Source organism: Roseateles saccharophilus (assembly GCF_004342485.1).
In the GTDB taxonomy this organism is placed as follows: Bacteria; Pseudomonadota; Gammaproteobacteria; order Burkholderiales; family Burkholderiaceae_C; genus Pelomonas; species Pelomonas saccharophila.
On sequence record NZ_SMBU01000034.1, the window covers coordinates 43,032 to 55,826 of the forward strand.

General features: G+C 66.9%; 9 protein-coding genes and 1 pseudogene. 8 read left to right on the forward strand and 2 right to left on the reverse strand.

Annotation, left to right across the window (positions count from 1 at the left end):
* The first annotated feature begins 12 nt into the window (after positions 1-12).
* The 8 genes from rpoD to EV671_RS21290 all read left to right on the forward strand — a co-directional run bounded on the left by rpoD (position 13) and on the right by EV671_RS21290 (position 10,708).
* Entirely contained in the window at positions 13-2,256 is a 2,244-nt protein-coding gene (rpoD, locus tag EV671_RS21255) for an RNA polymerase sigma factor RpoD (RefSeq protein WP_132575529.1), read from the forward strand.
* 154 nt (positions 2,257-2,410) lie between these two features.
* On the forward strand, positions 2,411-3,376 hold the full coding sequence (locus EV671_RS21260) for an adenylate/guanylate cyclase domain-containing protein (protein ID WP_132575531.1): 966 nt from the start codon (positions 2,411-2,413) through the stop codon (positions 3,374-3,376).
* Between the two features lie 18 nt (positions 3,377-3,394).
* A complete protein-coding gene (gene hemH, locus EV671_RS21265; RefSeq protein ID WP_132575533.1) occupies positions 3,395-4,501 on the forward strand; it encodes a ferrochelatase in 1,107 nt (368 codons plus the stop codon).
* Complete coding sequence (locus EV671_RS21270; protein ID WP_132575535.1) at positions 4,498-4,923, forward strand: RNA-binding S4 domain-containing protein; 426 nt, start codon at positions 4,498-4,500, stop codon at positions 4,921-4,923. Before hemH ends, EV671_RS21270 begins: the two co-directional genes overlap by 4 nt.
* A gap of 71 nt (positions 4,924-4,994) precedes the next feature.
* Positions 4,995-5,510, forward strand: a complete 516-nt coding sequence (grpE, locus tag EV671_RS21275; RefSeq protein WP_132575537.1) for a nucleotide exchange factor GrpE — start codon at positions 4,995-4,997, stop codon at positions 5,508-5,510.
* Positions 5,511-5,623: 113 nt separating this feature from the next.
* Positions 5,624-7,597 (forward strand): molecular chaperone DnaK, encoded by a 1,974-nt coding sequence (gene dnaK / locus EV671_RS21280; protein WP_277592466.1) that lies wholly within the window; start codon positions 5,624-5,626, stop codon positions 7,595-7,597.
* A 65-nt stretch (positions 7,598-7,662) separates the two neighbouring features.
* On the forward strand, positions 7,663-8,814 hold the full coding sequence (gene dnaJ, locus EV671_RS21285) for a molecular chaperone DnaJ (protein ID WP_132575541.1): 1,152 nt from the start codon (positions 7,663-7,665) through the stop codon (positions 8,812-8,814).
* Between the two features lie 253 nt (positions 8,815-9,067).
* Positions 9,068-10,708, forward strand: coding sequence for a response regulator (locus EV671_RS21290; RefSeq protein ID WP_132575543.1), 1,641 nt, complete (start codon positions 9,068-9,070; stop codon positions 10,706-10,708).
* A gap of 57 nt (positions 10,709-10,765) precedes the next feature.
* Here EV671_RS21290 and EV671_RS21295 read toward each other — a convergent pair.
* Both EV671_RS21295 and EV671_RS21300 read right to left on the reverse strand, forming a co-directional pair.
* Positions 10,766-11,605, reverse strand: a pseudogene (locus EV671_RS21295) (PA0069 family radical SAM protein); the annotation flags it as partial.
* Between the two features lie 477 nt (positions 11,606-12,082).
* Complete coding sequence (locus EV671_RS21300) at positions 12,083-12,613, reverse strand: sensor histidine kinase (protein WP_132575547.1); 531 nt, start codon at positions 12,611-12,613, stop codon at positions 12,083-12,085.
* Between the last annotated feature and the right edge of the window lie 182 nt (positions 12,614-12,795).

Genomic DNA, 12,795 nt, shown 5'->3' on the forward strand with positions numbered 1-12,795 from the left:
CGAAGGACCTGCATGACCGCCAAGAAGCCCGCGACCAAGGCCAGCCCCGCTCCCGCCGAAGAGCTCAAGAAGAAGCCGGCCGCCAAGACGGCCGCTGCCGAGGCCCCCGCCAAGAAGGCGGCTGCGGCCAAGCCTGCCGCCAAGGCGGCCAAGGCAGGTGACGAGGACAAGCCCAAGCGCGGCCGCAAGCCCAAGGCGGAAACCACGTCCAAGAAGGCCGGCGGCAAGAAGGAAGCCGAAGAGGAAGAAGACTTCTCCGACATCGACGCCGAGATCGAAGGCGAAGAGGCCGAGGCGGAAGAGCCGGCCGTCGTCGAAGAGGAAACGGTCAAGGCCAAGCCGCTGCGCATGAAGGTCAGCCGCGCCAAGGAGCGCGCGCTGATGCGCGAGTTCGGCCTGGAGGAGACCGCGCTGACCGAAGAGGAAGCCCTCAAGCGCCGCACCGAGCTGAAGACCCTCATCAAGATGGGCAAGACGCGCGGCTTCCTGACCCACCAGGAAATCAACGACCACCTGCCCGAGAAGCTGGTCAGCGAGGAAATCCTCGAGGCCATCATCTCCATGCTCAACGACATGGGCATCGCGGTCTACGAGCAGGCGCCCGACGCGGCCACGCTGCTGATCCAGGGCAACACGACGGCCACGTCGACCGAGGAAGAGGCCGAGGAAGCGGCTGAGGCCGCGCTGTCCACCGTCGACTCCGAGTTCGGCCGCACGACCGACCCGGTGCGCATGTATATGCGCGAGATGGGCACGGTCGAACTGCTGACCCGTGAAGGCGAAATCGAGATCGCCAAGCGCATCGAAGGCGGCCTGCAGGCCATGATGCTGGCCATCTCGGCCTCGCCGACCACCATCGCCCACATCCTCGAATACGCCACCAAGATCCGCGCCGGCGAGATGCAGATCTCCGACGTCGTCGACGGCTTCGTGGCCGAGGACGAGGCCGACGACTATGTGGCCGAGGAAGACTTCGACGAGTTCGACGAGGAAGACGACGACGACGGCAACGGCGGCTCCAAGGCCCTGACCAAGAAGCTCGAGGAGCTGAAGAACGCCGCGCTGGTCAAGCTGGATTCGATGTCCACCGCCTTCGACAAGATGCGCAAGGCCTTCGAAAAGGAAGGCTACAAGTCGCTCTCGTACAACAAGGCCCAGCAGGCCATCAGCGCCGAGCTGATGACCATCCGCTTCACGGTCAAGACGATCGAGAAGCTGTGCGACATCCTGCGCAGCCAGGTGGACGACGTGCGCCGCTACGAGCGCGAGCTGCGCAAGATCGTCGTCGACAAGTGCGGCATGCCGCAGGAACACTTCATCAAGACCTTCCCGCCCAACGCGCTGAACCTGAAGTGGGCCGAGAAGGAAGTCGCCGCCGGCAAGAACTACAGCACCATCCTGAGCCGCAACCTGCCGCCGGTGCAGGAGCTGCAGCAGAAGCTGATCGACATCCAGGCCAAGGCCGTCGTGCCGCTGGACGACCTGAAGGACATCAACAAGAAGATGAACGAGGGCGAGAAGGCCTCTCGTGACGCGAAGAAGGAAATGATCGAGGCCAACCTGCGCCTCGTGATCTCCATCGCGAAGAAGTACACCAACCGCGGCCTGCAGTTCCTCGACCTGATCCAGGAAGGCAATATCGGCCTGATGAAGGCGGTGGACAAGTTCGAATACCGCCGCGGCTACAAGTTCTCGACCTATGCCACGTGGTGGATCCGCCAGGCCATCACGCGCTCCATCGCCGACCAGGCCCGCACGATCCGCATCCCGGTTCACATGATCGAGACGATCAACAAGATGAACCGCATCTCGCGCCAGCACCTGCAGGAGTTCGGCTACGAGCCGGACGCCCCGACGCTGGCCGAGAAGATGGAGATCCCCGAGGACAAGATCCGCAAGATCATGAAGATCGCCAAGGAGCCGATCTCCATGGAGACGCCGATCGGCGACGACGACGACAGCCACCTGGGCGACTTCATCGAGGACACCAACAACACGGCGCCCATCGAGGCCGCGATGCAGGCCGGCCTGCGCGACGTGGTGAAGGACATCCTCGACTCGCTGACGCCGCGCGAGGCCAAGGTGCTGCGCATGCGCTTCGGCATCGAGATGCAGAGCGACCACACGCTGGAGGAAGTCGGCAAGCAGTTCGACGTGACCCGCGAACGCATCCGCCAGATCGAGGCCAAGGCAATCCGCAAACTGAAGCATCCCAGTCGTTCGGACAAACTCCGTACGTACCTGGACAACCTGTAAGTTTGGCCGGGGACGCAGCCGCCGCAGGCGGTGCGGGCTGTACAGCAGACCGCACGGAGTTTGCGCCCCGACTTGCGTAGCAAGGCGGGGCACAAGCTGCGCTCAATCCCGAAGGCCGGCCCGCCCGGCCTTTTTTGCGCCCTAAACTTCCTCCATGACCGCGATCCGCGAGCGCACCGTCCTCTTCGCCGACCTGCGTGGCAGCACCGGGCTCTATGAGTCCCTCGGCAACGCCGAGGCCAGCGGCCTGGTCACGCAGACGGTCAGTCAGATCAGCGAGGCCGTGCTGGAAAGCGGTGGCCAGTTGATCAAGACGCTGGGCGACGGCCTGATGGCCGCCTTCGAGGCACCGCGCGACGGTGTGCGCGCGGCCCAGCGCATGCAGGAGATGCTGGAGCGCACCGTGCAGCGCGCACGCCGCCTCAACAACCCGGCCATGCTGGCGCTGCGCCTGCAGGTCGCGCTGGCCCGCGGCGAGGTCGTGGAGCTCAATGGCGACTGCTTCGGCGACGCGGTCAACGTGGCCGCCCGCCTGATCGACCACGCCGGCGACGGCGAGATCCTCATCACCGCCGAGGTGCTGGCCGGGCTGCACCACGCGTCCAAGGGGCGGTTTCGCAGCCTGGACCGCATCTCGGTGCGCGGTCGCATCGAGCCCGTGCACGTCTACCGGATGGATGCCGCACCGTTGCCCGGCGCCGACGCCGCTGCGACGCAGTTCGGCGAGCCGATGCGCTCCAGCGAGCCCGACGGCATGCGCCTGGTCTGGGGCGACCTCGACCGCGTCTTCGACATCCTCAGCATGCCCGTGGTGCTGGGCCGCAGCGTGCAGGCCACCTACTGCATCACCGACGCGCGGGTCTCGCGCTCGCATGCCCGCATCGACTGGCAGGGCAGCAGCTTCGAGCTGACCGACCTCTCCTACAACGGCACCTACGTCCGCTTCGGCGACTCCGGCGAGATCCTCAGCCTCAAGCGCGGCAGCTGCACGCTGCACGGCCATGGCGTCATCGGCCTCGGTGGGCTGCCGGACGACGCACAGTCGCCCGTCGTGCGCTTCGAGGTGCTGCACTTCGCCGACACCGAACCCCAGGCCTTCGGCCACAGCCGCAGGCGCTGAGCCTGTCTTCCGACCGACATGCGATTCCGCCCCGAACCGCCGCAGCGCCATGGCCTCGCCCCCGCCGGCCCGCTGGGCACCGAAGTCGCCGTGCTGCTGTGCAACCTCGGCACGCCCGATGCACCGACCGCGCCCGCGCTGCGCCGCTACCTGGCCCAGTTTCTCGCCGACCCGCGCGTCGTCGAGATCCCGAGGCTGGCCTGGGCCCTGATCCTGCACGGCATCATCCTGCGCGTGCGCCCCGCCAGGTCGGCCGCCAAGTACGCCACCGTCTGGACGCCCGAAGGCTCGCCGCTGAAGGTCTGGACCGACAAGCAGGCCAAGCTGCTGCAGGGCCTGCTCGGCGAGCGCGGCCTGCGCGTGCGCGTGGCGCCGGCAATGCGCTACGGCAGCCCCGCCATCGCCGCCCAGCTGGACGCGCTCAAGCGCGAAGGCGTGCGCCGCGTGCTCGTGCTGCCGGCCTATCCGCAGTACTCGGGCGCGACGACGGCCAGCGTCATCGACGACGTCGCACGCTGGGCGCTGCGCACCCGCCACCTGCCCGAGCTGCGCTTCGTCAACCGCTACCACGACGACCCCGCCCACATCGCCGCCCTGGCCCAGAGCGTGCGCGAGCACTGGCAGCACGAGGGCCGCGGCGAGAAGCTGGTCATGAGCTTCCACGGCATGCCCGAGCGCACCCTGCACCTGGGCGACCCCTACCACTGCGAATGCCTGAAGACCGGCCGCCTGCTCGCCGAGGCCCTGGGCCTGAAGGACGGCGAGTGGCTGGTGAGCTTCCAGAGCCGCTTCGGCAAGGCCAGGTGGCTGCAGCCCTACACCGAGCCCAGCCTCGTCAAGCTCGCCAAGGGCGGCGTGAAGGCCGTCGACGTGATCTGCCCCGGCTTCGCCGCCGACTGCCTGGAGACGCTGGAGGAGATCGCCCAGGAGGCACGCGCCGCCTTCCTGGCGGCCGGTGGCCAGCGCTTCGGCTACATCCCCTGCCTGAACGACCATCCGGCCGGCATGCGGGCTCTGGCCGGCCTGGCCGAGCGCCACCTGCAGGGCTGGCCGACGGCCGCGCCCCACCCCGACACGCTGGCCCTGCAGCGCCAGCGGGCACTGGCTGCCGGAGCGCGGGAATGAGCGAAGCCCCGGCCAGCATGCGGCTGGACAAATGGCTCTGGGCCGCGCGCTTCTACAAGACCCGGGCCCTGGCCGTGGACGAGATCAACCTCGGCCGCGTGCGCGTGGGCGGCCAGCCGGTCAAGCCGGCGCGGGACGTGAGGCCGGGCGACCTGCTCAGCGTCCGCACCGGCACCGTGACGCGCGAAGTCGAGGTGCTGGGCCTGTCCAACCAGCGCGGCCCGGCGCCGCAGGCCCAACTGCTCTACGCCGAGACCCAGGCCAGCATCACCACCCGCGAGGCCGCCGCCGAGGCCCGCCGCCTGGCGCCGGAGCCCGCGGCCACCATCGTCCAGGGCAGGCCGACCAAGCAGGACCGCCGGCGGCTGGCCGACTGGGACCGCTGGTCGGCCTCGGCGGACGATCTCGACGACCAGGGTTGACCCGCAATAATCCCCCCTCTTGAAATCCGGATATCGCGCCCCAGTTAGGCGCGATTGCCTTTTTTGACGCCATGACGACCGACACCCCCCTGCCCGAAGACGCTGCCGGCGAGCCCACGGCCGCCGAGCTGAACCCCGAGATCAAGATCGCCGAGCTGGAAGGCCGGCTGGCCGAGATGAGCGACGCCTATCTGCGCGCCAAGGCCGAGGTCGAGAACGTGCGCCGCCGTGCCGACGAGGATGTCGCCAAGGCCCGCAAGTTCGCCGTCGAAAGCTTCGCCGAGGCCATGCTGCCGGTGATGGACAGCCTGGAGGCCGCCATCGCCACGCCCGGCGCCGCCGTCGAGACGGTGCTGGAAGGCGTGCACGCCACGCGCCGCCAGCTGGCCAGCGCCCTGGAGCGCAACAAGGTCGTCGAGATCAACCCGGCCGCCGGCACGAAGTTCGACCCGCACCAGCACCAGGCCATCTCCATGGTGCCGGCCGACCAGGAGGCCAACACCGTCGTGACCGTGCTGCAGAAGGGCTTCCTGATCGCCGACCGCGTGCTGCGCCCGGCCCTCGTGACGGTTGCGGCGCCAAGGTAATGGCCTGGGGACAGACCTTGGCGCGAAGCGACATGCTCTGTCCTCACTAATTCACAGCCTGCTGCCCTTGAAGGCGGCTGAGTTATCCACAAATCCAGAACATCCAAGCATTCATCAGGAGCAAGAACATGGGAAAGATCATCGGCATTGACCTCGGCACCACGAACTCGTGCGTCGCGGTCATGGAGGGCAACACGACCCGCGTGATCGAGAACGCCGAGGGCGCGCGCACGACGCCGTCCATCATTGCTTACCAGGAAGACGGCGAGATCCTCGTCGGTGCCTCGGCCAAGCGCCAGTCGGTGACCAACCCGAAGAACACGCTCTACGCCGTCAAGCGCCTGATCGGCCGCAAGTTCTCCGAGAAGGAAGTGCAGAAGGACATCGACCTGATGCCCTTCACCATCGCGGCCGCCGACAACGGCGACGCCTGGGTGGAAGTGCGCGGCAAGAAGTACGCGCCGCCCCAGGTCAGCGCCGAGGTGCTGCGCAAGATGAAGAAGACCGCCGAGGACTACCTCGGCGAGGAAGTGACCGAGGCCGTCATCACGGTGCCGGCCTACTTCAACGACGCCCAGCGCCAGGCCACCAAGGACGCCGGCCGCATCGCCGGCCTGGACGTCAAGCGCATCATCAACGAGCCCACCGCCGCGGCCCTGGCCTTCGGCCTGGACAAGCACGGCAAGGGCGACCGCAAGATCGCCGTCTATGACCTCGGCGGCGGCACCTTCGACATCTCCATCATCGAGATCGCCGACGTGGACGGCGAGATGCAGTTCGAAGTGCTGTCGACCAACGGCGACACCTTCCTCGGTGGCGAGGACTTCGACCAGCGCATCATCGACTACATCATTGCCGAGTTCAAAAAGGACCAGGGCGTCGACCTGACCAAGGACGTGCTGGCCCTGCAGCGCCTGAAGGAAGCCGCCGAGAAGGCCAAGATCGAGCTGTCCAACTCGTCGCAGACCGACGTCAACCTGCCCTACATCACGGCCGACGCGACCGGCCCCAAGCACCTGAACGTCAAGCTGACCCGCGCCAAGCTGGAGTCGCTGGTGGACGAGCTGATCGAGCGCACCATCGCCCCCTGCCGCACCGCGGTGAAGGATGCCGGCGTGTCGCTGGCCGACATCGACGACGTCATCCTGGTCGGCGGCATGACCCGCATGCCCAAGGTGCAGGACAAGGTCAAGGAGTTCTTCGGCAAGGAACCGCGCCGTGACGTGAACCCCGACGAGGCCGTGGCCGTCGGCGCCGCCATCCAGGGCCAGGTCCTGGGCGGCGAGCGCAAGGACGTGCTGCTGCTGGACGTCACCCCGCTGAGCCTGGGCATCGAGACCCTGGGCGGCGTGATGACGAAGATGATCAAGAAGAACACGACCATCCCGACCAAGTTCAGCCAGACCTTCTCCACCGCCGACGACAACCAGCCGGCCGTGACCATCAAGGTCTACCAGGGTGAGCGCGAGCTGGCCCAGGCCAACAAGTCGCTGGGCGAGTTCAACCTCGAGGGCATCCCGCCGGCACCGCGCGGCACGCCGCAGATCGAGGTCAGCTTCGACATCGACGCCAACGGCATCCTGCACGTCGGTGCCAAGGACAAGGGCACCGGCAAGGAAAACAAGATCACCATCAAGGCGAACTCGGGCCTGAGCGAGGCCGAGATCGAGAAGATGGTGAAGGACGCCGAGGCCAATGCGGCCGAGGACAAGAAGAAGGTCGAGCTCGTGCAGGCCCGCAACCAGGCCGACGGCATGGTGCACAGCGTGCGCAAGTCGCTGAGCGAGCATGGCGACAAGCTGGACGCCGGCGAAAAGGACAAGATCGAGGCCGCCGCCAAGGAGCTGGAAGAAGCCATCAAGGGCGATGACAAGGCCGACATCGAGGCCAAGACCGAGGCCTTGATGACCGCCAGCCAGAAGCTGGGCGAGAAGATCTACGCCGACCAGCAGGGCGCGCAGGCGGCGGCCGCCGCCGGTGCCGGTGCGGAGCAGCCCCAGGCCGCGCCGCAGCAAGGCGAAGCCAAGCGCCCGGCCGACGACAACGTCGTGGACGCCGAGTTCAAGGAAGTCAAGGACGGCAAGTAATCCTTCGGACTTCACGGCCCGGGAGCGCCCTCGCGCCCCGGGCCTTTTTCCCTTGAAAGAGAAGCATGGCTTCCACGAAGCGCGATTACTACGAAGTCCTCGGCGTCGCCAAGAACGCGACCGAGGAGGACATCAAGAAGGCCTACCGCAAGCTGGCCATGAAGTTCCACCCCGACCGCAACCAGGGTGACGGGGCCAAGGCCGCCGAGGAGAAGTTCAAGGAGGCCAAGGAGGCCTACGAGATGCTCACGGATGCGCAAAAGCGCGCGGCCTACGACCAGTACGGCCATGCCGGCGTCGACCCCAATATGGGTGCGGGCCGCGGCGGCCCGGGTGCGGAGGGCTTCGGCGGCTTCGCCGAGGCCTTCGGCGACATCTTCGGCGACATCTTCGGCGGCCAGGGTGGCGGCCGGCGTGGTGGTGGCCAGCAGGTCTACCGCGGCAGCGACCTCAGCTATGCGATGGAGATCACGCTGGAGGAGGCCGCCCGCGGCAAGGAGACGCAGATCCGCATCCCGAGCTGGGAAGGCTGCGAGACCTGCGGCGGCACGGGCGCCAAGCCCGGCACCAGCGCCAAGACCTGCGGCAGCTGCGGCGGCTCGGGCACGGTGCACATGCGCCAGGGCTTCTTCAGCATCCAGCAGACCTGCCCGCACTGCCACGGCAGCGGCAAGATCATTCCCGACCCCTGCATGGCCTGCAACGGCCAGGGCAAGGTCAAGAAGCAGAAGACGCTGGAGGTCAAGATCCCGGCCGGCATCAACGAGGGCATGCGCATCCGCTCGGCGGGCAATGGCGAGCCCGGCGTCAACGGCGGCCCGAGCGGCGACCTCTACATCGAGATCCGCATCAAGCAGCATGACATCTTCGAGCGCGACGGCGACGACTTGCACTGCACGATGCCCGTCTCGATGATCACCGCGGCGCTGGGCGGCAACATCGAGGTGCCCACGCTCGGCGGCAAGGCCGAGATCGAACTGCCCGAGGGCACCCAGCATGGCAAGACCTTCCGCCTGCGCGGCAAGGGCATCAAGGGCGTGCGCTCCAGCTATCCGGGCGACCTCTACTGCCACATCGCCGTGGAGACGCCGGTCAAGCTCACCGAGCACCAGAAGAAGCTGCTCAAGGAGCTGGACGAGTCGCTGAAGAAGGGTGGCGAGCGCCATTCGCCGAATGCGAAGAGCTGGACAGATCGGGTCAAGGACCTGTTCAAGTAGAACGGCCGGAACCCGACGAAGCCGCGGTGCCTGCGAAGGCGCCGCGGCTTTTTTCTTGGCCACCCTGCGCGCCGCGCGAAGCCGGCCTGCGCCTTAAGTCACGCCCCGCACCGATGCTGCGCGTAAACCTTCTCACCCGACGGAGCCCATAAACCCTAAAGTTCATCGACTGTCACTCCGATGACTCATAAGTGATCGACTTCCCGACTCTTGTGCGCAGAGTCCGCGGCACCGTGCCGCGGAAGGAGTCGGCATGTTCCTGATGGACGACACCATCCAGGCCGCGTCGGCGCTGATCATCGACAGCAACGCCAACTCGCGCAGCCTGATGTCGGCCCAGCTGCGCGACCTCGGCGTGGGCACCGTACGGCAGACGCCGCGCGTGAAGGACGCGCGCGTGATGCTGGAGCACCAGACCTTCGACATCGTGCTGTGCGACTACCACTTCGACGCCGGCGACACCTCGGGCCAGGATCTGCTCGACGAACTGCGCCGCGAAGGCCTGCTGCCCTACTCCACCGTCTTCGTCATGGTGACCAGCGAGGCCACCTACGCCAAGGTGGCCGAGGCGGCCGAGGCCGCGCTCGACGCCTACCTCATCAAACCCTACACCAGCGCCAACCTGGCCGAGCGACTGGCCAGTGCGCGCCAGCGCAAGCGCATCCTGAAGGACATCTTCGAGGCCGTCGAGAACCAGGACTTCGAGACCGCCGCCAACCTCTGCCTGGTGCGCTTCGAGGCCAAGGGCCGCTACTGGCTGTACGCGGCGCGCATCGGCGCCGAGCTGCTGCTGCGCCTGAAGCGCTACGACGACGCGCGCACCCTCTACGAGGCCATCATCACCGCCAAGACCCTGCCCTGGGCGCGGCTGGGCGTGGCGCGCACCGAGGTGGCCAGCGGCAACCTGCAGGCCGCACGGCGCACGCTGGAGAACCTGATCGGCGAGCTGCCCGACTACGCCGACTCCCACGACCTGATGGGCCATGTGCAGATGGAGCAGGGCGACCTGCCTAACGCCCTCAAGACCTACCAGACCGCCGTGACGCTGACGCCCGGCTGCCTGCTGCGGCTGCAGCGCTGCGGCTCGCTCGGCTTCTACGCCGGCCAGCGCGCCGAGGCGCTGAAGCTGCTGGAACGCGCGATGTCCCAGGGCCTGCGCTCCAAGCTCTTCGACGTGCTCAGCCTGGTGCTGATCGGGCTGATGCGCTTCGACGCCAAGGACTTCAAGGGCTTCAAGTACGCCCACGACTCGCTGATCGCAGCGCTGGAGCGTGCGCCGCGCTCCTCCCGGCTGCGGCGCTTCGACCTCGTCTTCCGCGGCCTGGCCTTCCTGATGGAGCGCCGCGTGGGCCAGGCCCTCGTCGTCGCGCGCGAGTTCACCGAGCATGCCGACGCCGGCGACTTCGACCTCGAGGCCGCCTCGCTGCTGACGGCGCTGTGGATACGCCTGTCCAGCCAGGAGGTGGAGCTGGAGGAGATGATGCCCATCCTGCGCGAACTGGGCATGCGGCACTGCGCCACCAAGGCCGGCACCGAGATCCTCGTCGCGATGGCCGAGAACCACCAGGGCGCCGCCGAGCAGTTCCGCGACTGCCACCAGCAGGTCTTCAACGTCGCCGAGACGGCGATGCGCTATTCCCTGCGCGGTGGCGCCAAGGCCGCCGTCGAACTGCTGATCCATCAGGGCGAGATCACGCGCAACGCCAAGCTCATCGACATGGCGGGCCTGGTGCTGAAGCGCCACGCCGACAAGATCGACGATGCGGCCGAGCTGAGCCAGCGCATCGAGGTGCTGCACAGCCGCTATGTGAAGCCCATGGCCGGCAGTCCTGCCAAGGCCGGACGCGCGACCGGCGGCGTCGCGCTGCGCACAGCCGCGACCGCCCCCGCCTGAGCCGCCCGCCACATGGTTGCCCCCCGCAGCGGCCATGAGGAGGCCGCGAACAGGCTCTCAGAACAAGCTGCCCTGCGCTGAGGGCTTGCTCGGCCGCTGGAACAGCGCCAGCTCCACCGGCCGCCTCTCGGTGCGAAGCCCGTGCTTGCGCGCGACGCGGTGCAGGCGCGCGCGCAGCAGCTCGGCCCAGACGCCCTCGCCCGTCATACGCGTGCCGAAGCGGGCGTCGTTGTCCTGGCCGCCGCGCATGTCGCGCAGGCGGGCCATCACACGCTCGGCGCGGTCTGGGAAGTGGCGCTGCAGCCAGTCCTGGAACAGCGGATTCACCTCCCAGGGCAGGCGCAGCGGGATGCTGAAGGCGCTACTCGCGCCGGCCGCCACGGCGGCCTCGACGATGCGCTCCAGTTCGGGCTCGTTGATGAAGGGGATGATGGGCGACACGCTGACGCCCACCGGCACGCCGGCCTCGGCCAGCGCGCGAATGGCCCGCAGCCGCCGCGCCGGCGCAGCCGCGCGCGGCTCCAGGATGCGGGCCAGCTCGTTGTCCAGCGTCGTCACCGACAGGTAGACCGACACCAGGCCCTGCGCGGCCATCGGCGCGATCAGGTCCAGCTCGCGCTCGATGCCGGCCGACTTGGTGACGACGGAGAAAGGATGGCCGGTCTCGGCCAGCACCTCGACGATGCGGCGCGTGATGCCGAGCCTGCGCTCGACGGGCTGGTAGGCATCGGTGGCCGTGCCTAGCACCAGCGAGCGCGGCTCGTAGCGCGAACTGGCCAGCGTCTCGCGCAGCCGCTCGGCCGCATTGACCTTGGCGATGATGCGGGTCTCGAAGTCCAGGCCCGGCGACAGGTTCAGATAGCTGTGCGTGGGTCGCGCGAAGCAGTAGATGCAGCCCCACCTTATCTAGGACACGCACCTGCACAAGAGCGTGTGTCATCGGGGGACGCTCGAGTAGCGAAGCCAGCGCCCGGCTGCCGGACGCGGATGGAGATGGACAGGTCCCCACCTCTACCTCCGCTTAGGCCGTGTCGGCTAGGCCTCGCGAAATTCTTCCTGCAACGGCCGCAGCCAGTTGAATCGCTTGACGCTGCTCTCCCGCGATCCTGGACCGACTCGCAACGGCATCACCCAGCTTGAGGGTGGCCGCCAAATCCCGGGCAGCTGCAAGCTGTTCTGGAACCGAATGATCCATAGAGATCAGCATTCTCAGGATCTGCATCTGTCCGCAGGCGGTATCGATACTCGACCTCAAGGCCCGCCCAGCCGCACCAACAGGCTGCACTTGCAGAACGAGCGCTCCTAGCAAGTCATCCAAATCCAGTATGAGTCTAGCGATCGCCGTCACTTCCATAGGGGCTCAGGCAATCAAATTTACGCTAGCGGCATCAGCATGACAAAGGCCACTCCATTATCTCGATTCTCTGCGGCGATTGTCGATCTCATTGCAATTAAATAGGACCGCGCCGCATAGAGGCCCAGGCCGCGACTACGTGGGTCCTGACTGTCACTGGTCCTGTACTGAAATATTGACTTCAATCGATCAGCGGGAATCACCGGACCGTCATTGCAGACCTCAACTAGCGCGTCCCGCTTTACTTCATCGACACTAAGTCGAATGGTAATCGAAGTACCCTCAGTACGGTAGCGAACCGCATTGTTGAGCAGATGGTGAACCACGGTCTCAAAGTAGAACTCATCGATCGAGCACACCACCCCCGACGGAGGGCCGTCATACTCAACGCCAGCCATCAAGTCCTTTGAGTTCTCCACCAAGCGACGCAAGAAGTCCGCAAGGTCAATGGGCTCGCAGACTATTTGCTGATTCTGAATTCCGTCTTCAACCGAAGCTGCATCCAGCATGCCCTCGATCGCGTTGTGCATGCGGCGCAGGTTGTACTGCACCGTCTCGTCACCGCCCTTCGTTCGAGCAAGTAGCGTAGCAAGTGGCGACGTGATTTCATGGCCTATGGCCGCCAATCTTTCCTGCCTACTCACAAGAAACAGAACTGAGGACGGTCGTTCATGCGACTGCCTCCATCGGATTGATCTGGTAGCCCAGGGCAGCGGCACGGCGCTTGAGGGCA

Bases quoted from the DNA above. Each gene is read 5' to 3' on its own strand.
- rpoD (WP_132575529.1), top strand. From the start codon at position 13: ATGACCGCCAAGAAGCCCGCGACCAAGGCCAGCCCCGCTCCCGCCGAA.
- EV671_RS21260 (WP_132575531.1), top strand. From the start codon at position 2,411: ATGACCGCGATCCGCGAGCGCACCGTCCTCTTCGCCGACCTGCGTGGC.
- hemH (WP_132575533.1), top strand. From the start codon at position 3,395: ATGCGATTCCGCCCCGAACCGCCGCAGCGCCATGGCCTCGCCCCCGCC.
- EV671_RS21270 (WP_132575535.1), top strand. From the start codon at position 4,498: ATGAGCGAAGCCCCGGCCAGCATGCGGCTGGACAAATGGCTCTGGGCC.
- grpE (WP_132575537.1), top strand. From the start codon at position 4,995: ATGACGACCGACACCCCCCTGCCCGAAGACGCTGCCGGCGAGCCCACG.
- dnaJ (WP_132575541.1), top strand. From the start codon at position 7,663: ATGGCTTCCACGAAGCGCGATTACTACGAAGTCCTCGGCGTCGCCAAG.
- EV671_RS21290 (WP_132575543.1), top strand. From the start codon at position 9,068: ATGTTCCTGATGGACGACACCATCCAGGCCGCGTCGGCGCTGATCATC.